This is a genomic window from Pimelobacter simplex, from assembly GCF_900114845.1.
Lineage (GTDB): Bacteria > Actinomycetota > Actinomycetes > Propionibacteriales > Nocardioidaceae > Nocardioides > Nocardioides simplex.
In genome coordinates, this window is record NZ_FOUK01000002.1 from 859401 (window position 1) to 880379 (window position 20979).

General features: G+C 72.7%; 22 protein-coding genes and 3 tRNA genes. 12 read left to right on the plus strand and 13 right to left on the minus strand.

Going from position 1 to position 20979, the window contains the following annotated elements; translation table 11 throughout:
* The first annotated feature begins 108 nt into the window (after nt 1-108).
* Entirely contained in the window at nt 109-1467 is a 1359-nt protein-coding gene (locus tag BM223_RS11680; protein ID WP_052138369.1) for an NAD-dependent malic enzyme, read from the plus strand.
* Here the strand turns inward: BM223_RS11680 and BM223_RS28945 are convergent.
* The 3 genes from BM223_RS28945 to BM223_RS11690 are packed head-to-tail and all read right to left on the minus strand — an operon-like array spanning nt 1464 to nt 2568.
* Nucleotides 1464-1604 (minus strand): hypothetical protein, encoded by a 141-nt coding sequence (locus tag BM223_RS28945; protein WP_170222498.1) that lies wholly within the window; start codon nt 1602-1604, stop codon nt 1464-1466. The two genes, BM223_RS11680 and BM223_RS28945, sit on opposite strands and share 4 nt — an antisense overlap.
* The gene (locus BM223_RS11685) at nt 1601-2083 is read right to left on the minus strand and encodes a DUF4396 domain-containing protein (RefSeq protein ID WP_174823532.1); all 483 of its coding nucleotides are present in this window, start codon (nt 2081-2083) and stop codon (nt 1601-1603) included. The genes BM223_RS28945 and BM223_RS11685 overlap by 4 nt, the downstream gene beginning before the upstream one ends.
* A 38-nt stretch (nt 2084-2121) precedes the next feature.
* Nucleotides 2122-2568, minus strand: a complete 447-nt coding sequence (locus tag BM223_RS11690) for a group I intron-associated PD-(D/E)XK endonuclease (protein WP_038677717.1) — start codon at nt 2566-2568, stop codon at nt 2122-2124.
* 108 nt (nt 2569-2676) lie between these two features.
* On the opposite strand from BM223_RS11690, the gene BM223_RS11695 reads away from it, so the two are divergent.
* Nucleotides 2677-2749, plus strand: a tRNA-Arg gene (locus BM223_RS11695).
* Here BM223_RS11695 and BM223_RS11700 read toward each other — a convergent pair.
* Nucleotides 2711-4504, minus strand: coding sequence for a 2-isopropylmalate synthase (locus BM223_RS11700; RefSeq protein WP_052139258.1), 1794 nt, complete (start codon nt 4502-4504; stop codon nt 2711-2713). The two genes, BM223_RS11695 and BM223_RS11700, sit on opposite strands and share 39 nt — an antisense overlap.
* 162 nt (nt 4505-4666) lie before the next feature.
* Between BM223_RS11700 and BM223_RS11705 the strand changes: the two genes are divergently transcribed.
* From BM223_RS11705 to BM223_RS11715, 3 genes are read left to right on the plus strand one after another with little or no spacing between them, the layout of a single operon-like run.
* Nucleotides 4667-5332: a FadR/GntR family transcriptional regulator gene (locus BM223_RS11705; RefSeq protein WP_038677714.1), complete on the plus strand. Its 666-nt coding sequence runs from the start codon at nt 4667-4669 to the stop codon at nt 5330-5332.
* On the plus strand, nt 5329-6135 hold the full coding sequence (locus tag BM223_RS11710) for an ABC transporter ATP-binding protein (RefSeq protein WP_038677712.1): 807 nt from the start codon (nt 5329-5331) through the stop codon (nt 6133-6135). The genes BM223_RS11705 and BM223_RS11710 overlap by 4 nt, the downstream gene beginning before the upstream one ends.
* 40 nt (nt 6136-6175) lie before the next feature.
* Nucleotides 6176-6787, plus strand: a complete 612-nt coding sequence (locus tag BM223_RS11715) for a hypothetical protein (protein ID WP_141267188.1) — start codon at nt 6176-6178, stop codon at nt 6785-6787.
* 69 nt (nt 6788-6856) lie between these two features.
* On the opposite strand, the gene BM223_RS11720 is transcribed toward BM223_RS11715, so the two are convergent.
* From BM223_RS11720 to BM223_RS11735, 4 genes are read right to left on the minus strand one after another with little or no spacing between them, the layout of a single operon-like run.
* On the minus strand, nt 6857-8023 hold the full coding sequence (locus BM223_RS11720; protein ID WP_038677710.1) for an acyl-CoA dehydrogenase family protein: 1167 nt from the start codon (nt 8021-8023) through the stop codon (nt 6857-6859).
* 3 nt (nt 8024-8026) lie between these two features.
* The gene (locus BM223_RS11725; RefSeq protein WP_235319203.1) at nt 8027-9055 is read right to left on the minus strand and encodes an adenosine deaminase; all 1029 of its coding nucleotides are present in this window, start codon (nt 9053-9055) and stop codon (nt 8027-8029) included.
* Between the two features lie 32 nt (nt 9056-9087).
* A complete protein-coding gene (locus BM223_RS11730) occupies nt 9088-9825 on the minus strand; it encodes a DsbA family protein (RefSeq protein ID WP_038677708.1) in 738 nt (245 codons plus the stop codon).
* Nucleotides 9826-9828: 3 nt separating this feature from the next.
* Nucleotides 9829-10320 (minus strand): MauE/DoxX family redox-associated membrane protein, encoded by a 492-nt coding sequence (locus BM223_RS11735; protein ID WP_038677706.1) that lies wholly within the window; start codon nt 10318-10320, stop codon nt 9829-9831.
* A gap of 80 nt (nt 10321-10400) precedes the next feature.
* Between BM223_RS11735 and orn the strand changes: the two genes are divergently transcribed.
* From orn to BM223_RS11750, 3 genes are all read left to right on the plus strand, one after another.
* On the plus strand, nt 10401-11018 hold the full coding sequence (gene orn, locus BM223_RS11740) for an oligoribonuclease (RefSeq protein WP_038677704.1): 618 nt from the start codon (nt 10401-10403) through the stop codon (nt 11016-11018).
* Nucleotides 11019-11086: 68 nt separating this feature from the next.
* A tRNA-His gene (locus tag BM223_RS11745) sits at nt 11087-11162 on the plus strand.
* Nucleotides 11163-11361: 199 nt separating this feature from the next.
* The gene (locus BM223_RS11750; protein ID WP_038677702.1) at nt 11362-12222 is read left to right on the plus strand and encodes a bifunctional helix-turn-helix transcriptional regulator/GNAT family N-acetyltransferase; all 861 of its coding nucleotides are present in this window, start codon (nt 11362-11364) and stop codon (nt 12220-12222) included.
* Nucleotide 12223: 1 nt separating this feature from the next.
* Here the strand turns inward: BM223_RS11750 and BM223_RS11755 are convergent, their stop codons facing one another.
* Entirely contained in the window at nt 12224-13177 is a 954-nt protein-coding gene (locus BM223_RS11755; protein WP_038677700.1) for a pirin family protein, read from the minus strand.
* A gap of 102 nt (nt 13178-13279) precedes the next feature.
* Here BM223_RS11755 and BM223_RS11760 point away from each other — a divergent pair, with 102 nt between their 5' ends.
* The 4 genes from BM223_RS11760 to BM223_RS11775 all read left to right on the plus strand — a co-directional run bounded on the left by BM223_RS11760 (nt 13280) and on the right by BM223_RS11775 (nt 17292).
* The gene (locus BM223_RS11760) at nt 13280-14836 is read left to right on the plus strand and encodes a phytoene desaturase family protein (protein ID WP_038677698.1); all 1557 of its coding nucleotides are present in this window, start codon (nt 13280-13282) and stop codon (nt 14834-14836) included.
* A gap of 64 nt (nt 14837-14900) precedes the next feature.
* A tRNA-Lys gene (locus BM223_RS11765) sits at nt 14901-14973 on the plus strand.
* Nucleotides 14974-15051: 78 nt separating this feature from the next.
* The gene (locus tag BM223_RS11770; RefSeq protein ID WP_052138367.1) at nt 15052-16539 is read left to right on the plus strand and encodes a serine/threonine-protein kinase; all 1488 of its coding nucleotides are present in this window, start codon (nt 15052-15054) and stop codon (nt 16537-16539) included.
* A gap of 51 nt (nt 16540-16590) precedes the next feature.
* Nucleotides 16591-17292, plus strand: coding sequence for a GAF and ANTAR domain-containing protein (locus tag BM223_RS11775; RefSeq protein WP_141267187.1), 702 nt, complete (start codon nt 16591-16593; stop codon nt 17290-17292).
* A 112-nt stretch (nt 17293-17404) separates the two neighbouring features.
* On the opposite strand, the gene BM223_RS11780 is transcribed toward BM223_RS11775, so the two are convergent.
* The 4 genes from BM223_RS11780 to BM223_RS11790 all read right to left on the minus strand — a co-directional run bounded on the left by BM223_RS11780 (nt 17405) and on the right by BM223_RS11790 (nt 20949).
* Entirely contained in the window at nt 17405-18682 is a 1278-nt protein-coding gene (locus BM223_RS11780; RefSeq protein WP_038677695.1) for an HNH endonuclease signature motif containing protein, read from the minus strand.
* A gap of 56 nt (nt 18683-18738) precedes the next feature.
* Nucleotides 18739-18906 carry a hypothetical protein gene (locus BM223_RS28950; protein ID WP_158510185.1) on the minus strand — a complete coding sequence of 56 codons (168 nt, stop codon included), beginning with the start codon at nt 18904-18906 and terminating at the stop codon, nt 18739-18741.
* A 109-nt stretch (nt 18907-19015) separates the two neighbouring features.
* Nucleotides 19016-19996 (minus strand): helix-turn-helix transcriptional regulator, encoded by a 981-nt coding sequence (locus BM223_RS11785; RefSeq protein ID WP_038677693.1) that lies wholly within the window; start codon nt 19994-19996, stop codon nt 19016-19018.
* Nucleotides 19993-20949: a WYL domain-containing protein gene (locus BM223_RS11790; protein ID WP_141267469.1), complete on the minus strand. Its 957-nt coding sequence runs from the start codon at nt 20947-20949 to the stop codon at nt 19993-19995. The genes BM223_RS11785 and BM223_RS11790 overlap by 4 nt, the downstream gene beginning before the upstream one ends.
* Nucleotides 20950-20979: the final 30 nt, after the last annotated feature.

The following is a 20979-nucleotide window of genomic DNA, read 5'->3' on the forward strand; positions in this document are numbered from 1 at the left end:
CCCTCCCGGAAAACCGAACACCGCGCCGACTTCCGAGTAACCCCGTCTCGGGACGAGACTTGGATCGTGCCTAAAAGGACTGCCACCGCCTCGTCGTACTCGATCACCATGCGTCTGCACACCACCGTCGACCACGGCGTCGTCGGTGAGGTCGCCACCGCGATCGCGAGCGCGGGCGGCATGGTCACCGCGATCGACGTCGCGGAGTCCAGCGCGCACCGCCTCACGGTCGACGTCACGTGCTCGGCCGCCGACGCCGAGCACGCCCTCGAGCTGCAGACCGCGGTCGCCGCGGTCGACGGCGTCGAGGTGCACAAGGTGTCCGACCGCACGTTCCTGATCCACCTCGGCGGCAAGATCGAGGTCGCCTCGAAGGTCCCGCTCAAGACCCGCGACGACATGTCGCTCGCCTACACGCCCGGCGTGGGGCGGGTCTCGATGGCGATCGCCGAGAACCCCGAGGACGTGCGCCGGCTCACGATCAAGGGCAACGCGGTCGCCGTCGTCACCGACGGCTCCGCCGTGCTCGGCCTGGGCAACATCGGCCCCGGCGCCGCGCTGCCGGTGATGGAGGGCAAGGCCGCGCTGTTCAAGCGGTTCGGCGAGATCGACGCCTGGCCGATCTGCCTCGACACCCAGGACACCGACGAGATCGTCCGCGCGGTCGAGCTCATCGCCCCCGGCTTCGGCGGCATCAACCTCGAGGACATCGCCGCGCCGCGCTGCTTCGAGATCGAGGCCCGGCTGCGCGAGCGGCTCGACATCCCCGTCTTCCACGACGACCAGCACGGCACCGCGATCGTCGTGCTCGCCGCCCTCACCAACGCGCTGCGGGTGGTCAAGAAGGAGGTCGGCGAGGCCCGCGTCGTCGTCTCCGGCGGCGGCGCCGCCGGTACCGCCATCGTGAAGCTGCTGCTCGCGGCCGGCGTCCAGGACGTCGTCGTGGTCGACCGCAACGGCGCGCTCTGCGCCGACGACGAGGGCCTCTCCCCCGCCCACCAGGAGCTGGCCTCGCTCACCAACCGCGGTCGTCGTACCGGCGGGCTGGAGCAGGTGCTCGAGGGCGCCGACGTCTTCATCGGCGTGAGCGCGCCGGGCATCCTCAAGCCCGAGTGGATCGCCACCATGGCCCCCGACCCGGTCGTCTTCGCGCTCGCCAACCCCGACCCGGAGGTCGACCCGGCGCAGGCCGCGAAGTACGCCGCCGTCGTCGCGTCCGGCCGCTCCGACTTCCCGAACCAGATCAACAACGTGCTCGCGTTCCCCGGTGTCTTCCGGGGGCTGCTCGACGCGCGGGCCGCCGAGGTGACCGTGGAGATGATGCTCCGCGCGGCCGAGGCCATCGCACTCGTCGTCCGGGACGACGAGCTGAACGCCAGCTTCATCATGCCCTCGGTGTTCCACCCCGAGGTGCACCACGCGGTCGCGACCGCGATCGCGGACTCCTCCGCGACGCGCGAGCGCTAGCGGGTCTGGACGACGGCCGGGCCCGAGCCGTGACTCGGCGCCCGGTCGTCGTCGTCCTCGAGGGACGCGGCGGTCGACACGACGAGACCGCCGAGCAGGAAGCCGATCACGCCGCCGGCGAGGGTGTTGACGTTCATGCGGGGTGCTCCGATCCGTGGGACTCGTGCATGCCGTGGCCCTCGTGCATGCTGTGGTGCAGCGCGTGGCCCTTGCCGCGGTCGATCAGGTAGCGGTTGACCGGGAACGCCGCGACGAACGCGGCGGACAGCGCGATCATCATGCCGATCCAGAAGACCGGGTCGACGAGACCGGAGTCCATCGCGCCCGGGATGATCGCCATCACGAGGTTGTCGACGACCTCCATCACGATGATCGAGATCGTGTCGGCGGCCAGCACCAGCTTGAGCGCGCGGCCCAGGCTCATCCCCGCGCCGAGCAGCGGCAGCGACGACAGCGCGTAGCCGAACACGAACGCGAGCCCGATCGCGAGCGCCATCGTCTGGACGTTCGACAGCCCGACCGCCGTACCGATCATGAGGCCGGCGATCTCGCCGATCGCGCAGCCGGTGAGGCAGTGCAGGGTGGCACTCGCGGCGATCGCGTTGCGGGGGTTCATGGGGCGCTCCTCTCGGGTGGCGTCGTCGGTTCGGAACGCTATACCCCATAGGGGTATTCCGGCAAGGGTGCCGGCACCTCCCGGAAGTCGGCAGCGGGCCAGACGCCGGTGCGCTGGTTGTTGCGGGTAGGGCGGACCCGCAGGGTCAGCGACCGGCCGTGCTCGCGCGGGCGGAAGTAGTAGCACTCGTCGGTGTCGGGGCAGTAGACGCAGAAGACGTCGACCTCGCTCTTGTCGAGCTGTCGCACGTGGTGGCCGTGGCGGTCGCTCCAGACCGACTTGAACTCGACCTCGACCGCACCGCTCGCACTTGCCGCGCGGTACTTGACCTGGATCCGGAGGAAGCGGCCGTGCTTGTAGGCGACGAGGTCGAAGGGCGCGTGCTCGGTGCTCGGGAACAGGACGACGTGACCCTGCGCGACGAGGTCGGCGTACGCCTTCGCGACGCCGAGATCTCCCTTGCTCTTGGTGTGGTGGGCGCGCATGACACCTCCGAGACGACGGCCCGCGGACGAGACGATCCTCACCGAGGGGAGCGTCATCCCGCTCGCTCCGTCCACAGCCACGGGGGCCGGGCGGTAACCTCGGGCCCGGCCCCCGTAGCTCAATGGATAGAGCACTGTCCTTCTAAGTCAGCCGTTGCAGGTTCGAGTCCTGCCGGGGGCGCCCAGCACCACGAGTCCGCTCCGCCGCCGCCACCACCGCCGCCAGGCTCGCCCCGACCACCGAGCGGTCCCGCCCAGCCGCCCAGCCCGTGACCTCGCCCGCGCGGTACTCCAGCAGGGTGAGCGCGTCGGCGTCCGAGCCGGCGTCGATGCTGGTCTGGTGCAGGCCGAGGACCTCGACGCCCACGCCGCCCTCGTCGAGGGCGGCGACCAGCGTCTCGACCGGCCCCACCCCCCGCCGTACGACGCGGCGCTCGGTGCCGTCGATGCGGCAGGCGACCTCGGCGACGAGGTCGTCGCCGGCGCCGGACACGCGGTAGTCGACGAGCTCGACGCGGGCGGCCGGATCGGCGGTGAGGTAGGCCGCCTCGAAGAGCGTCCACAGGGCGGCGGCGCTGACCTCTCCCCCGGTCGCGTCGGTGTGCGCCTGGACCCGGCGGCTGAAGTCGATCTGCAGGCGCCGCGGCAGCTCGACGCCGAGCTCGGCCTCCAGCAGGTAGGCGATGCCGCCCTTGCCGGACTGCGAGTTCACCCGGATCACCTCGTCGTAGGTGCGTCCGAGGTCGGCCGGGTCGATGGGCAGGTAGGGCACCCGCCACTCGATCTCGGAGGCCGGCTTGCCGAGCTCGGCGGCGCGGGCGCGGTGCTCGGCGAAGCCCTTGCGGATGGCGTCCTGGTGGGTGCCGCTGAAGGCGGTGTGGACCAGGTCGCCGACGTAGGGGTGGCGCGGGTGGACCTCGATGCGGTTGCAGTGCTCGACGGTGCGGCGGATCTCGTCGATGTCGGAGAAGTCGATCATCGGGTCGATGCCCTGGGCGTGCAGGTTGAGCGCCAGGGTGGCGATGTCGACGTTGCCGGTCCGCTCGCCGTTGCCGAAGACGCAGCCCTCGACGCGCTGCGCGCCGGCCAGGACGGCGAGCTCGGCGCAGGCGATGCCGGTGCCGCGGTCGTTGTGGGGGTGCACCGACAGGATGACGCTGTCGCGACGCGCCAGGCTCTTGTGCATGTGCTCGATCTGGTCGGCGTAGACGTTCGGCGTCGCGATCTCCACCGTGGCAGGCAGGTTGAGGATCACCGGGCGCTCGGGCGTGGCGTCCCACAGGTCCGTGACGGCGTCGCACACGTCGAGGACGAAGTCCGGCTCGGTCAGGTTGAAGACCTCGGGCGAGAACTCGAACCGTACGTCGGGCAGCCCGTCGCTCAGCTCGAGGACGTCGCGCGCGCCCGCCAGCACCAGCTCCTTCAACGACGCCTGCGAGTGCCCCAGGACGACGTCGCGCCAGGTCGGCGCCGTCGCCGTGTAGAGGTGGATGACGACCGGGTTGCGCAGCCCGCGCACGGACTCGACGGTCCGCGCGATCAGGTCGCGCCGGGCCGGCGTGAAGACGACGATCGTCACGTCGGGCGGCGCCAGGTCGGCCGACGACACGAGCAGCCGCACGAAGTCGAAGTCGGTCTGCGAGGCCGACGGGTAGCCGACCTCGATCTCCTTGTAGCCCATCGCCACCAGGAGCTCGAAGAACCGGCGCTTGCGGGCGGGGTCCATCGGCTCGGCGAGCGCCTGGTTGCCGTCGCGCAGGTCGACCGGCACCCACAAGGGGGCGGCGGTGAGCCGGCGGGTGGGCCAGTCGCGCTCGGCCAGGGGGACATCGACGCGGTCGTAGGCGTCGCGGTAGCGGTGGGACGGCATCCCCGAGGGGCGCTGCCGGTTCCAGGTGGGACTGACGGAGCTGGTCGTGCTGGTCGTGCTGGTCATGCGGAGGTTCCTTGCCGGTCGTGGGATGGCCGGCGCACGCCTCACTCCGCGACGAGGAGCCGACCGCACCTGGCCCCGCCGCGGCGGGGAAGGAGGAGCGCGGTCGTCTGCATGGCCTAGACTCTAGCGGAACTCACTCCTCAGACAAGTAGATAGGTCCCGATGCAGGTACGACGCGAGCCGCTCGCCGACCAGGCGGCCGAGCTCCTGCTCACCCGGATCCGCGCGGGCGAGTGGCAGCTCGGCCAGAAGCTCCCCGGCGAGACCACGCTCGCCCCTCAGCTGGGCGTCGGCCGCTCCACCCTGCGCGAGGCGATCCGGCAGCTGGCCGGGCGCGGCGTGCTGGCCTCGCGCCAGGGCGCGGGCGTGTTCGTCACCGCGCTCGACGTCCCCGAGGACTGGGACCTGGTGCTGCGCCGCGCCGACATCGTCTCGGTGATCGAGGCGCGCACCGCGATCGAGGCCGAGGCCGCGGCGCTCGCCGCCGTCCGGCGGACGCCGACCGAGCTGCGCGCCATCGGGAGGGCCCTGGCGGCGCGGGCCCGGCGCCGTCCGGACGTCGAGGAGCACGTGGACGCCGACATGGCGTTCCACCGGGCCGTCGTCGTGGCGGCCCACAACCCCGTGCTGGTCGACCTCTTCGACAGCTTCGTGCCGCGCAGCCGGATCGCGATGGTCGAGATGCTCCGCCTCGGCACGGCCGCCGACCACGCCGCCGACCACACGGCCCACGACCTGCTGCACCGCGCGATCGCCGATCGCGACGCCGACCTGGCCGCCCGGCTCAGCCGGACCCACCTGACCTCCCTGAAGGAGAGCCTGACGTGAACCCGACCGTCCTCGACCTGCGCGGGGTGACCTTCCGGCGCAACGGCAACGAGATCCTGCACGGCGTCGACCTCACCGTCCGCGCCGGGGAGCACTGGGCGCTGCTCGGGCCCAACGGCGCCGGCAAGAGCACCGTGCTGAGCTTCTGCGGTGCCCAGGTGCACCCGACGTCCGGCACCGTCGAGGTGCTCGGCCGCCGGCTCGGCCGGGTCGACCTGCAGGAGCTGCGCCGCGACATCGGGCACGTCAACCCGCGCCACCCCCTGCAGTCCGGGCTGACCGTGCACCAGGTGGTGCTCACCGGCATCACCGGGACGATCGAGCTGCCGATGCGCTGGACGCCGTCCGCCGCCGAGATCGAGCGCGCCGACGAGCTCCTCGTGGAGGTCGGGCTCGGCGCCAAGCGGGACGCACGCTGGCCCCACCTCTCGCAGGGCGAGCGCGGCCGGGCCCTCATCGCCCGCGCGCTGGCCGCCCAGCCGCGGCTGCTGCTGCTCGACGAGCCGACCACCGGGCTCGACGTGGCCGCGCGCGAGCAGCTGCTCAGCGTCCTCGACCGGCTCGCGCACACCGCGCCCGAGGTGGCGTCCGTGCTCGTCACCCACCACCTCGAGGAGCTGCCGACCACGACCAGCCACGCGCTGCTCATCTCGCACGGCGACGTCGTCGTCGCCGGCCCCGTCGCCGAGGCGGTCACCACGGCCACGATCAGCCGGACGTTCGAGCACCCCATCGAGGTCGACCGGGACGGCGGCCGCTGGCGGGCCCGGGCGCTGCCGCCCACCCGGCTGCACAGCGCCTGACCCGACCGGTTGATCCCGGCGGACGGGGTACCGCGGGGTCATGCCGAACTCTGTGATCACCACCGCGACCGATGCCGTCGGGCGGGCCCTCGCCGCGCTCCGGTCCACCGCGAGCTCGCTGCACCCCGCCGGCGACCTGTACGCCGGACGGCTGACCCGGCCCGGCTCGGACGACCCGATCGGCGTCCCCTGGATCGACAACGCCGGCGAGGACGAGGTCACCGTCCGGGTCTCCCGGCTGATCGGCCTGCCCGACCCGCTGCCCGACCTGCCCGGCCTCGCCATCCGGCTCCGCAAGGGCCAGATGCGCTACGGCGACCTGCTGCTGACCAGCACCGGCTGGGACCCGCTCACCCGGCACCTGGTGATGCCCGCCTGGAACGCCCGGTGGCCGTTGACCACGCTGCTCCCCTACCGCAGCCCGGTCGGCCCCCTGGTCATCGGCGCCCGGCCGGTCGACGTCCGCGGCTACGAGCTGTCGTGGGCGCGCGTCGGGCACCGCTGGGAGCGCCTCGGCGAGCTCACCCTGGAGATGCCGCTGCCCGACGAGGACGCCGTCACCTTCGACCCGGTGCGCAACCCGCTGCCCGGCCTGCAGCAGTACGGCTGGGTGGAGCGGCTCCGGCGCGCCTCCCCCGGCGCACCGGCGTGATCTCGTAGAAAGGTGCCGGCCCCGCGGGAGGTATGAGCCCCGTGGGGCTGATGTCTGTCCCCCGCCGGATCAGCGGAAGGCGGCCTCGCCGGTCAGCGCGCGGCCGATGACGAGCTGGTGCACCTCGCTGGTGCCCTCGTAGGTCAGCACCGACTCGAGGTTGTTGGCGTGGCGCAGGATCGGGTACTCGAGCGTGATGCCGGCCGCGCCGAGGATCGTGCGGCACTCCCGGGCGATCGCGATGGCCTCGCGGACGCTGTTGAGCTTGCCGAGGCTGATCTGCTCGGGCACCAGCCGCCCGGCGTCCTTGAGCCGGCCCAGGTGCAGCGCGAGGAGCATGCCCTTGCCGAGCTCGAGGCTCATGTCGGCGAGCTTGGCCTGGGTGAGCTGGTAGCCGGCCAGCGGCTTGTCGAAGATCTCGCGCTGCTGCGCGTAGGCGATGGCGGTCTCGAGGCAGTCGCGCGCGGCGCCGAGCGCGCCGAACACGATGCCGAAGCGCGCCTCGTCGAGGCACGACAGCGGGCCGCGCAGGCCGCGGACCTCGGGGAACGCCGCGCTGTCGGGCAGCCGGACGCCGTCGAGCACGAGCTCGCTGGTCACCGAGGCGCGCAGCGAGAGCTTGCGCTTGATCTCGGGGGCGGAGAAGCCCGGTGTGTCGGTCGGGACGACGAAGCCGCGGATCCCCTCGTCGGTCTGCGCCCAGACGACGGCGACGTCGGCGACCGAGCCGTTGGTGATCCACATCTTGTTGCCGGTCAGCACCCACGCGTCGCCGTCGCGCACCGCACGGGTGCGCATGCCCGCCGGGTTGGAGCCGAAGTCGGGCTCGGTGAGGCCGAAGCAGCCGATCGCCTCACCCGCGGCCATCCGCGGCAGCCACTCCTGCTTGTGCTCCTCGGAGCCCCACTTCCAGATCGCGAACATCGCGAGCGAGCCCTGCACCGAGACGAGCGAGCGCAGGCCCGAGTCGGCGGCCTCGAGCTCGAGGCACGCCAGCCCGTACGCCGTCGCGCTGGTCCCCGCGCAGCCGTAGCCCTCCAGGTGCATCCCGAGGACCCCGAGGTCGCCGAGCTCGCGGGCCAGCTCGCGGGCGGGGATCCGCGCGTCGTCGTACCACTCGGCGAGGTGCGGCTTGACCGACTTCTCGACGTAGTGGCGCACGGTGTCGCGCATCGCCCGCTCCTCGTCGGAGAGCAGGGAGTCGATGTCGAACAGGCCGAACGGGGTGGTGGGCACGGCTCAGGCCTCCTCGGCCGCGTAGGTGTCGATCTCGGCGGTCAGCCGCGCCTTGGCGTCGTCCGAGGCGAACGACGCGGCGACGCCGGCCCGGGCCAGGTCGGCCACGCCCGCGGCGTCGAGGTCGAGGAGGCCGGCCGCGATCTCGTACTCGCGGTTGAGCGTGGTGCCGAACATCGGCGGGTCGTCGGAGTTGATCGTGACCAGGACTCCGGCGTCGACGAACCGCGGCAGCGGGTGCTCGTCGAGCGAGGCGACCGCCCGGGTGGCGACATTGGACGACGGGCAGACCTCGAGCGGGATCCGGTGCTCGGCGAGGTGGTCGAGGAGTGCCGGGTCGGCGGCCGCGGAGGTGCCGTGGCCGATCCGCTCCGCGCCGAGGTCGCGCAGCGACGTCCAGATCGTCTCGGGGCCGGTGGTCTCGCCGGCGTGCGGCACCGAGCGCAGGCCCGCGGCGCGCGCGGCGGAGAAGTGCGGGATGAACTGCTCGCGCGGCACGCCGATCTCGGGACCGCCGAGCCCGAAGCCGACCAGGCCCTCGGGCGCGTGGTCGAGCGCGAACCGGAGCGTGGCGTCGGCAGCAGGCAGCCCCGACTCACCCGGGATGTCGTAGATCCAGCGCAGGACCAGGCCGAAGTCGCGCTCGGCCGCGACCCGGGCGTCCTCGATCGCCTCGGTGTAGGCCTCGATCGCCATCCCCCGCTCGGGGTCGTCCGGCAGCACCGACGTGTACGGCGTGCACGTCAGCTCGGCGTACCGCACCGCCTGGCCGGTGGCGAGCTCGCGGCCGATCTCGTAGGTGAGGTACCGGACGTCCTCCGGCGTGCGGACCAGGTCGACCACCGCGAGGTAGACCTCGATGAAGTGCGCGAAGTCGCGGAAGGCGAAGAAGTCCCGGAGCAGCTCGGGGTCGGCCGGCACGGTGCCCGGGTGGCGCGCCGCCAGCTCGGAGACGATCCGCGGCGACGCCGACCCGACGTGGTGGACGTGGAGCTCGGCCTTGGGCAGGCCGGCGATGAAGTCGTTCAGCACACGACGATCCTGCCAGCCCGCCCCGGCTCCGGTCAGTCCACCGCCGCGACGAGGTTCTTCGCGATGTCGTCGATGGTCCGGCCGTCCTGGAAGAGCTGGCCGTCGAGCAGCACCGTCGGGGTGCTGCTGACGCCGCTGTCGTGGGCCTCCTTGGTCGCCTTGGTCACCCAGTCGGCACCCTCGCCGGCCTCGATGGCGGCCTTGACGTCGCTCTCGCTCGCCCCGGCCTTGACCGCGAGGGCGACCAGGTCGGCGTCCGTGACGACGTCGGGGTTCTGCTCGGAGGGCTGGTTCTCGTAGAGCAGGTCGTGGAACTTCTTGGCGATCTCGGGCCCGGACTTGTCGAGCACGATCGAGAACGCGCCCGCCGCGCGGATCGGGTAGTCCGAGCCGGTGCCCTGGCTGAGCAGGTCGAACGGGCGGTACTCGACGAACACCTTGCCGTCGGCGGCGAGGCTCTCGAGGTCGCTGCGCGTCGCGGACTCGAGCTGGCGGCAGAACGGGCAGAGGAAGTCCTCGTAGATGACGACCGAGTGCGGGGCATCCTTCTTGCCGATGGTCACGCCGTAGGCGCTCGAGCCGGCCGCGGCCGCCTTGACCTCCTTCTTGTTGAGCAGGCTGACGCCGATCGACCCGCCGATGATCAGCGCCATCACGACGACGACGCCGCCGATGGTGAGGATCCGGCGACGCGTCTCCCGCTTCTTCTGGGCGGCACGCATCTCGGCGGCCTTCTGCGCGCGGGCAGAAGCCTTCGAGTTGGAGGACATCGGCTAAACAGCTCCTTCGGGGGCGCTCTCGGAGCGCCGGTCGAACAACAGGGAATCCAGGGACAGCCGGGTACGTCGTACCCAGGCGACGAAGAGGGAGGCGGCGAGCAGCGCGGCGTCCCGGGCGATCTCCCAGGGGTACGCCGACGCGGCACCGGACTTCGACCCGCCGCCGCCGAAGCAGCCGCAGTCGATCTCGATGCCGCGGGCCCACACGGAGGAGATCCCGATGATGAACGCGACGAACAGGAGCGCCGAGATCAGCGCGGCGCCACGGGTCAGCACGCCGAGCACGAGCGCCAGGCCCACCACCAGCTCGATCGCGGGCAGCGCGATGCCGACCGTCTCGGCCACCGACGACGGCAGCAGCTGGTAGGCGCGGACCGCGGCGATGCTCGCGTCGGGCTCGGTGATCTTGAGCGCGCCGGCCACGATCCAGACGCCACCGGTCACCACCCGGGCGACCAGACCGACCCAGGCCAGTGCTCCGCTCACGCCGCCGAGGCTAACGGTCCCCGCTGAGCGGCTGCTGAGAACCGGGGCGTCGACGGGGAGACGGCGTAAGGTGCACCCTCGTGAACGAACGACTGGTCTGGATCGACTGCGAGATGACCGGGCTCGACCTGGTGAACGACGCGCTCATCGAGGTCGCCGCCCTGGTGACGGACTTCGACCTGAACGTGCTCGGCGACGGCGTCGACGTCATCATCAAGCCGCCGGCCGAGGCGCTGGACCAGATGATCCCCTTCGTCCGGAGCATGCACGAGACCTCCGGCCTGCTCGCGGAGCTCGAGAACGGCGTCACCCTGCAGGAGGCCGAGGAGCAGGTGATGGCCTACCTGCGCGAGCACTGCGGCCCCGACAGCCGCCCCCCGCTCGCCGGCAACTCCGTGGCCACCGACCGCGGCTTCGTCGCCCGCGACATGGCCGACCTCGACGCCTTCCTGCACTACCGGATCGTCGACGTCTCCTCGATCAAGGAGCTGTCGAAGCGCTGGTTCCCCCGCGCCTACTTCAACGCGCCCACCAAGCGCGGCAACCACCGCGCGCTCGCCGACATCCAGGAGAGCATCGAGGAGCTGCGCTACTACCGCGACACCGTCTTCGTGCCCCTCCCCGGCCCCGACGGCGACGCCGCCAAGGCCGCCGCGGCCCGCCACGGCGGCTCGATCACCGGGCTCGGCGCGCCCTGAGCTCGCACCGATTCCTGGTTCGCGGGCGGTAGCCTCTACACTCGTCCCCGGCTCTTCGAGAGTCGATGGTGGGTATAGCTCAGCTGGTAGAGCGCCGCGTTGTGGTCGCGGATGTCGCGGGTTCAAGTCCCGTTACTCACCCCAAGAGCCCCACCTGCGGAGACGCAGGTGGGGCTTTCTCGTGGTCCGGGCCCCTAGATGCGCGGGCAGCTGGGCACCGTCGTCGACCGTGGAGCAGCGTGATCACGCCGCAGGCGGCGAACACCACGCCCAGGGCGACGCGATGACGATCGAGGTGAACCGCGGATCGACAACGGCCAGATCCTCTGACTAAAGTCAGAGAATGATCGTCGACGTCGTCCGCCGCTTCAACCTCACCTACACCCAGCGCATCGGCGTCCTCGACGACTCGTTCCTGGGGACCGGGCGGCCGCTGGCGGCCTCGCGGCTGCTGTTCGAGGTGGGCAACGACGAGGGGGCGAGCGTCCGGGTGCTGCGGGACCGGCTCGACCTCGACTCGGGGCACCTGTCGCGGCTGCTGCGGCGCCTGGAGGCCGAGGGGCTCGTGGCGACGGCGCCCGATGAAGACGACCGGCGCCGGCGGGTGGTGCGGCTGACGCCCGCCGGCCGCACGGCGTACGACGACCTCGAGCGCCGCTCCGAGGACCGGGCCGCGTCCCTGGTCGCCCCGCTCACCGCGCGCCAGCAGGAGCGCCTGGCCGAGGCCCTGGCGACCGCGGACCTGCTGGTGCGGGCCGCGACGGTCCGGTTGCGCGAGGTGGCCTCGGACGACCCGGTCGCGCGGGTCGCGACGCAGCGCTACTTCGACGAGCTCGACGCCCGGCTCCCCGGCGGCTTCGACACGGGCGGGCCGGACGCGCCGGAGCCCGGGGCGACGTACGTCGTCGCGATGTCGGACGGCGAGCCCGTCGCGTACGGCGGCATCCGGCCGGTCCTCGACGACGAGACCGCCGAGATCAAGCGGATGTGGGTGCACGACGACTGGCGCGGGGCCGGTCTCGGCGCGCGGATGCTGCGCCACCTCGAGGCGCTCGCCGTCGACCAGGGGTACCGCCGGGCCGTGCTCGACACCAACGGCACCCTGGTCGAGGCGATCGCCATGTACGAGCGGTCCGGCTACCGCCGGATCGAGCGCTACAACGACAACCCCTACGCCGAGGCCTTCTTCGAGAAGGAGCTCTGACTCAGCCGCCGATCGGCAGCCCGAACCGGCCCTTCTGGAAGTCCTCGTACGCCGCCATCACCTCGGCCTTGGTGTTCATCACGAACGGCCCGGCCCAGGCGATGGGCTCCTTGATCGGCTTGCCGCCGACGACGATGACGTCGAGCTTCGGCGAGCGGCTCTCCTGCTTCTCGTCAGCGGTGATCGTGAGGAAGTCGCCCGCGCCGAGGACCGCGGTCTGGCCCGTGTGCACCGGGCTCGGCTCGGTGGCGCCGACGCTCCCGGAGCCGTTGAGGACGTAGACGAGCGCGTTGTAGTCGACCTGCCAGGGCAGGTCGAGGCGGGCACCGGGCTCGAGCGTGGCGTGCACCAGGGTCATCGGGCTGTACGTCGATCCCGGGCCGGTGTGCCCGTCGACCTCACCGGCGATCACCCGCACCAGCGCGCCGGCGTCCTCGCCGGTGAGCAGGGCGACCTCGCCGGAGCGGATGTCCTGGTAGCGCGGGTCGTTCATCTTCGAGTCGCGCGGGAGGTTCACCCAGAGCTGGATGCCGTGGAACAGGCCACCCTGCTGGACGAGCCACTCCGGCGGGGCCTCGATGTGGAGCAGGCCGCTGCCGGCCGTCATCCACTGCGTGTCGCCGTTGGTGATGGTGCCGCCGCCGCCGTGGCTGTCCTGGTGGTCGAAGGTGCCGTCGATGATGTAGGTGACGGTCTCGAAGCCGCGGTGCGGGTGCCAGGGGGTGCCCTTGGGCTCTCCGGGCGCGTACTCCACCTCGCCCATCTGGTCCATCATGATGAACGGGTCGAGGTGGCGCATGTCGATGCCGGCGAACGCCCGGCGGACCGGGAAGCCCTCCCCCTCGTAGCCCTGCGGCGCGGTGGTCACCTGCCAGACGGGGCGCGGCTGGTCGCCGAGGCCGGGGCTGGTGAGGCGGGGCAGGACGGTGAGGTCGTCGACGGTGATCGCGGGCATGACATCCACCTCCGGGTGGTGGTCGGTCGAATTGGTTGCCGTGTCAACCATAACACCGCGTGGCGCATTCCCGCAGGCCCCCGGAGTCCCTAGGGTCGGGACATGAACCGCTACGACGTCGTTGTCGTCGGTGCCGGCCACAACGGCCTGACCGCCGCCGCGTACCTGGCCCGGGCCGGGCTCTCCGTCCTGGTCCTCGAACGGCTCGACCACGTCGGCGGCGCGGCGGTCTCCGCGCAGGCGTTCGCCGGGTTCCCGACCCAGCTCTCGCGCTACTCCTACCTCGTCTCGCTGCTCCCCCAGCAGATCCAGGACGACCTCGGCCTCGACCTCGCGCTCGTCAGCCGGGCCACGGCGTCGTACTCGCCGACGACGCGGGGCGGCCGGACGCACGGCCTGCTCGTCGAGCGCGACGAGGGCGAGGCCACCCGGGCGTCCTTCCGCGCGCTGACCGGCTCCGACGACGAGTACGACGCCTGGCGGTCCTTCTACGAGGGCGTCTCCGGGCTCGCCCGGGCCGTCGCACCGACGCTCACCCGGCCCCTGGCCACCGACGCCGGCCTGCGCGCCCAGGTCGACCCTCAGGTGTGGCGCGACGTCGTCGAGCAGCCGATCGGCACCGCGATCGTGCGGCGCTTCCGCGACGACCTGGTCCGCGGCGTCGTCGCGACCGACGCGCTGATCGGCACGTTCGCCTCGATCCACGACCCGAGCCTCATCCAGAACCGCTGCTTCCTCTACCACCTCATCGGCAACGGGACCGGCGAGTGGCGGGTGCCCGTCGGCGGCATGGGCGCGGTCACCGACGCCCTGGCCCGGGCCGCGGTCGACGCGGGCGCGACCGTCGTGACCGGCGCCGGGGTCAGCTCCATCCGGCCCGGCGAGCCCACCGCGGTGACCTGGCACGACGGCTCGCGGGAGCACACGGTCGAGACGTCGTCCGTGCTGGCGAACGTGGCGCCGTGGGTGCTGCGGATCCTCCTCGGCGAGGGCGAGGACCCGGCCACCAAGCCGCAGGGTGCCCAGCTCAAGATCAACCTGCTGCTGTCCCGGCTGCCGCGGCTGCGCTCCGGGATCGACCCCGAGGTCGCCTTCGCCGGCACCCTCCACCTCGCCGAGGCGGCCTCCGACCTCGAGGTCGCCTGGGCCGCCGCCCGCCGCGGCGAGCTGCCGAACCCCCTGCCCGGCGAGGTCTACTGCCACTCGCTCACCGACCCGTCGATCCTCGGCGACGTCCCGCCCGGCACGCAGACGCTGACCTACTTCGGCCTGCACACGCCGGCGCACCTCTTCGACGAGGACCCCCAGGCGACCAAGGCGGAGGCCGTCCGCCGCGCCCTCGCCGCGCTCGACGCCGTCCTGGAGGAGCCGATCGACTCCGTCGTCCTGCGCGACGCCGACGGGAACCCCTGCATCGAGGCCAAGATCCCCCAGGAGATCGAGGCCGACCTCGCCATGCCCGGCGGCCACATCTTCCACGGCGACCTCGACTGGCCCTGGGCCCCGGCCCATGCCCGGCTCGCCACCCCCGCCGAGCGCTGGGGCGTGCAGACCGACCACGCCGCCGTCCTGCTCTGCGGATCGGGCGCCCGCCGGGGCGGCGCCGTGTCCGGTCTCGGCGGTCACAACGCCGCCCAGGCGGTGCTCGAATCACGCTGAGGTGGGTCCCGATTTCGCTGGTGCGGACGTACGCTGGTAACGTTTCTTCTCGCGTTCGACGCAAGCGCCATTAGCTCAATTGGCAGAGCAGCTGACTCTTAATCAGCGGGTTCGGGGTTCGAGTCCCTGATGGCGTACAACACCAGACGAAGGCCGGGTGACCGCGAGGTCACCCGGCCTTCGTCGTTCTCCGATCACGTCACTACGATGCGGCCGTGGACCCCCAGCCACCCCCTCCTCCGCCACCCCCGCCGCCGCCTCCGTACGACGGCCCGCCGACCCAGCACACGCTGATCGTCCCGGGCGTCGACCTGGTCGACGAGATCGGCCGCGGCGGGTTCGCCAAGGTCTGGCGCGGGCGGCAGGTCGCGGTCGACCGCGAGGTCGCGGTGAAGATCGACAACCGGGTGGTCGACGACGACACGAACCGGCGCCGGTTCGTCCGCGAGGCGACGGCGGTGAGCCGGATCAGCGGGCACCCGCACGTGGTCTCGCTGATCGACGTGGGCGTCACGAACGACAACCGGCCCTACCTGGTGATGGAGCTGTGCGCGAACGGCAGCCTGGCGTCGTACCTCGACGCGCACGGGCCGCTGCGGGTCGACGAGGCGATCGAGGTGGGCCTCGCGGTGACGAGCGCGCTGGCGGCCGCCCACGAGGCGGGGATCCTGCACCGCGACCTCAAGCCCGGCAACGTCCTCATCGACGCCTGGGGGACGCCGCGGCTCTCCGACTTCGGTCTCGCCGCGCTCCCCCAGCCGGGCCAGGACCTCTCCGTGAGCCTCGAGGCGCTCACGCCGGCGTACGCGTCTCCCGAGGCCTTCGCGGCGGCACCGCCGACCACCCAGTCGGACGTCTTCTCGATGGGCGCGACGCTCCACGCGATGATCACCGGCGCCTCCCCGCGACGCAGCACCGACGGGCGGCCGGCCTCGGTCGAGGAGATCCTGGCCGGGCTGCGCAGCGAGCTGCCCGACCCGGGGCTGCCCGACGGCGCGGGACTGATGCACGTCATCCGCACCGCGACGGCGTACGACGCCGCCGACCGCTATCCCACCGCCCGCCAGCTCCACGACGCCCTGCGCGCCATCCGGCCCGGGGTCGGCAGCGGCGGGCTCGTCGTGGGCGGACCGGAGGCGAGCTTCACGCAGCTGCGGGGCGCAGCGGCGCCGGCGTCGGCGTCGGCCTCCCCCGGGACGCCGCGGCGGCGCTGGCCGCTCGCCGTGGCCGGTGCGGTCGCAGGGCTCGTGCTCGGCGGCCTGGGCGGGCTGCTGCTCGCGCCCGACAGCGGCGGCTCGGCCGACCCGCGACCACCGGCAGCAGCGGCGGGCAGCAGCGACGCACCGACCCCGGACGCGGACGCGGACCCGCTGACCGGCGCGCCCGAGCTCGGCACCTGCTACAGCGGCGTCCAGCAGATCGGCCAGGCGCTCAGCGCGAGCAGCGGAACCTGCCCCGAGGGTCCGTGGGAGGTCTTCGAGACCGGGCAGCTCGACGACGCCACCACCGACGTCACCGCCGACGCGATCGACGCCGACCCGACGGTGCGGTCGACGTGCACCGGCCCGCACCTGCGCAGCTACCTCGACGGCAAGGGCGAGCGCGAGCGCGGCAACTTCGACGTCTTCGTGCTGCCGCCGAGCACGACCGCCTACATCCAGGGGCAGCGGTGGTTCGCCTGCCTCTACCGCCCGACGGGCTGAACCGGCCGCTTGCGGGTACTGACCAGCGGGAGCCCACCGAGGAGGATCGAGTTGACCCCTGACCGCACCATGATCGCGTCTGCCCTCACCGAGGCGGCCCAGGCGATCAACAGCCACCGATCGCTGGACGACACGCTCGACGCGATCGTCCGCGCCGCCCAGCAGACCGTGCCCGGCTTCGAGCACGTCGGCATCTCGATCACCCACAGCAACGGCACCATCGAGACCCGGGCCGGCACCGGCCAGCTCGTCTGGGAGGTCGACGAGCTGCAGTACAAGCTCGCCGAGGGCCCCTGCTACGACGCCATCCGGCACGGCGGCGTGACCGTCATGGACGACGTCGACAAGGAGGACCGCTGGCCCCGCTACGTCGACGAGGTCCGCCGGCTCGGCCTGCACGCCCAGATGGGACTGCAGCTCTACACCGACGACGGCACCCTCGGGGGCCTCAACTTCTACTCGTGGAAGCCCGGCGTGGACCCCGACGCCGTCCAGCTCGCCGAGCTCTTCGCCGCCCACGCCGCGATCGCGCTCGGCCGCGCCCGGCACGAGCACCAGCTCAACGAGTCCGTCGCCTCGCGCCAGGCGATCGGCACCGCCGTCGGGATCATCATGGAGCGCTACCGGATCCCCGAGGACCGCGCCTTCCAGTTCCTGGTCCGCGCCTCGTCGACGAGCAACATCAAGCTGCGCGCGATCGCGCAGGAGATCGTCGACTCGGCGACGGAGCAGTTCCTTGCGGAGAAGAACTGAGGGGCTGCGGGTCTGCGCCTGAGGTCTGCGCCTGAGGTCTGCTCGGGTCGGGGTTTTCTTTACTGATGGCGTGGTGACGCGCCGCAGTGGTCGAGGTACCTGGATGCGGTGATCAGTGGGTGTCGGGTTGTTGCCGGTACACCCCTGGCTCGGGGTCGTCGGCATCATCCGCGCGGTCGTGCTGGTGAGTTCCTCGGTGATTCACCTCGAAGCGGAAGCCCGACGGGCTTCGCCACACATAGGTGCCGATCTGGGTGACCTGGTAGCGCCACGTGCTGTGGGTCTTGGCCCGGTGGTGGCGCCTGCAGAGAGGGACGAGGTTGCAGGGGCAGGTCGGCCCGCCTCGGTTGTGGGGTCGGGCGTGGTCGAGGTCGCAACGCATCGCTGGCCGGGTGCAGTACGGGAAGCGGCAGGTGTGGTCGCGGAGCTCGACCTGCTGGCGGTGGCGGTCCGGGATCTCGTAGGCCGTCACCGGCACATGCCCGGCGACGTCGATCACCGGGCGGACCAGCACTGACATGCACGGCTGGGCCAGCCATTCACGGATCTGCTCGGCGCTGATCGGGGTCTGGTCCCAGCGGCCGACTGGGTTGCTTCCCGCGAGGGTCGTGTCGGTGATGTGGAGGTTCAGGACGGCCCGGCGAGCTGGGGCTGCGTCGGGGCCGAGGTCGAGCGTGAGGTCGTTCCGGGCGAGGTCGCCCAGGGCTTGGGAGCGGCGCACATCCAGGCTCGCCTCGTTGCCCAGCCGGCCGAGCAGGGTCGCGCGGCGGCTGATCGCGTCGTCCAGGTCCGCGCCGTCGGCGGCGTCGAGGAGGCCGTCGATTGAGACGAGGCCGTTGGTGTCGGGGGCGCCGACCTCGACGTAGCGATGGTCGCTCGCCGCCGCACGCTCGGCCTCGTAGCGCTCGGGGTCGAACCGGATGACCGCCTCCGCGATCAACCGCTCCAGCTGCGCCCAGCCGACTCCGGTGGCGTTGAAGAGCTGGCGGTCGACGAAGGCGGCGGCCTCAGGGCAGAGGGGCCGGGTGGCCTCGGCGATCCGTTCGGCGCGCCAGGGCGCCAGCCGGCCCGCGACCACTGAGGCGTAGACCTGCGGCAGGCGCCACGCACACTCCAGCACCCGGCCGACATAGACCCGGCCGCCGTCAGGGGAGCGGCCGAGCACGGCAATGAGCTCCATGAGCGCGAACTCTGACACGAGCGGGGCACCCTCGCCGGCGATCGGGAGACCCGTGTCGACGAAGCCGTCGTGGATGGTTGCGGCGCCCTCTGAGCCCCGAACCACGTTGCCCGCGGCCCACTCCACGACGCCCGCCCACTCGCGAACCACCGACTCCTCGCGCCCGCGCACCTCCGCCCGGAGGCCGGCGAGAAGCGCTGTCGAAGTCATACCCGTATTAGATCAGGAGGGTCCGACACAACCCCGCGGCTAAACCCGCCCGGCGGCTAGGCCTCCAGCAGCCGCACCTTCTCGACGGGGACCCACGACGTCGCGACGTGCCCGTCCTGCTCGTAGGTGACGAGTGCGGAGCTGCCGTCGGCATTGGTCTTGAGGAGCAGTCCGGGGACGGCGCCCTCGGTGAGCTCGACGAGGACCTGGGATTGCGGGGGCACAGGAGACCTCCTGGCTGCGGGGTCGCCACGGACCCGGGCGCGGCCCCCGTCCTGAGCCACTCATCGACAACTCTAGGCCACGGCACCGACAGCGGCACCGACAGCGGTGCTAACCCGCGTGGTGGACCAGCAGCTCCTCGGCGAGGACGACGCCCGCGTCGGCGAGCGCGGCCGGCTCGACGACGAAGGCGGCGGGCCCCGCGGCGAGCAGGAGGCGGCCGACCCGGCGCTCCAGCGGCGGCAGCAGGTCGAGGTCGACGACGACCGACTCCTCGTCGTCCTGGACGAGGGTGACGTGCTCGGCGTAGAAGTCCGCGGCCCAGCGGGCCTCCTGCGGCAGCAGGACGCGGACGGTGGTGGTCGCGCGCTGGGCGGCGAGGACGTCGCCCAGGTCGTCCGGGACGGCGAACTCCCGGTCGAGGAGGGTGACGTCGCGGATGTTCGAGAGCAGGTAGGTGCGGAGCCGGCCGTGCTCGTCGGCCGGTCCGGCGTCGACCTCCCAGCCGCGGCGGGTCTGGACGAGCCGGTAGGGCTCGATCTCGCGCTCGGAGACGCCGGGCTGCCAGGCCCGGGAGTAGACGATGCGCGCGGCCCGGCGCTTCTCGCGGGCCTCCTGCAGGAGCGGCAGCGAGCGGTTGGCGTCGGAGACCCGGGGCAGGTCGCCGGGGGCGCCGAGCAGGGTCTCGGTGAGCACCTCGATGGCGCCCGCCAGGTCGGCGTTGTCGGGCTCGAGGTCGAGCAGCGCGAGGGCGGCGGTGTGGACCAGGGCGAGCTCGGCGGCGTCGACGTACTCGACGCCGAGCTCGCCGGTCTCCTCGACGAAGCGCACGATCTCGGCCTCGGCCGGGTCGACGTCCGAGCCGTCGGGGCCGAGGAACTCCAGGACGTCGGGCCGGGTCAGGCCGAGCAGCCAGTCGGCGGAGACGTCGGCGGTGTAGAAGGCGAGGAGGTCGTCGCGCAGCTCGGCGGCCGGGACGTCGAGCTCGGCGGCGAGCTCGGCCAGCGGCAGCCCGTCGGGGTGGGCGGCGAGGCGCTCGAAGACCCGCGGCAGGCGGGCGATCCGGGTGGCGTACTGCGGCACGGTGCTCATGAGGGCGGCTCCATCCCGGCCGCCGCGGCGAGCGCGGCGACGAGCTCGTCGCGGACCTCCGGCGGTCCGACCACGCGCACCCGCGTGCCGAGCTCGTAGAGCCGCGCGCGCAGCGCCTCGCGGTTGGTCACCCGGTAGGTCAGCAGCACGTCCTCGCTGCCGGGACCGGGGTCCGCGGCCGTGACGGCGCGGGGCTCCCCCAGCCATCGGCGCACGTCGGGCTCGAACCGCGCGGGGGTGCGCAGCACGACGTCGACCGGCGGGTCGAGCTGCCAGGTCATCGGGTGCAGGCCGGCATGGCGGACCGGCTCGACGAGGGATGCCGAGCCCGCGGGGCCGGCCTCGGGCTCGGCCATCCGGTCGACGACGAACGTCTTCACCGGGCCGCCCTCGGCGACAGCGGCATCCTCGACGCCGCGGAGGTACCAGCCGCCGTTGCGGGTCTGCAGCGACTCGGGGTGCACGACCCGGGCGACGCCCTTGTAGCCGAAGCGCAGCACGCAGCGGTCGCGGACGGCGCGGACCACCTCGGACAGCGCGCCGCTCGTCGTCCCCTCGACGGAGGCTCCCGGCGCGGCGACCTCGGCCGGCCGGGCCTCGGCGGGCAGGCCGAGCCGCTCGACGAGGTCGTCGCGGTCGGCGAGCAGGACGGCGCGGCGCAGCGCGGTCTGCTGCTCGGGGGTCAGCCGGACGCGCAGCCGGTTGTCGACGGTGGTCATCCGGTAGCGCGCGTCGTCACCGGCGTCGGCGACGTTGTCGATCAGCCAGCCGAGGCGGTTGAGGTTGCGCAGCTCGCGGCTGAGCTGGGTCGGCGCGTCGGCGCCGTCGAAGCCGGCCACCTCGAGCAGCCGGTCGCGCGGCACGCCGGCCGGGCCCGCGGCCCGCAGCACCGCCGCGATCCGCACCAGCCGCTCCATGGGCGCGCGCTGGTCGCGTCCCGGGCCCTTCGCCACCGTGGTCCCGCCTCTCTGCGCTCGGTCGAT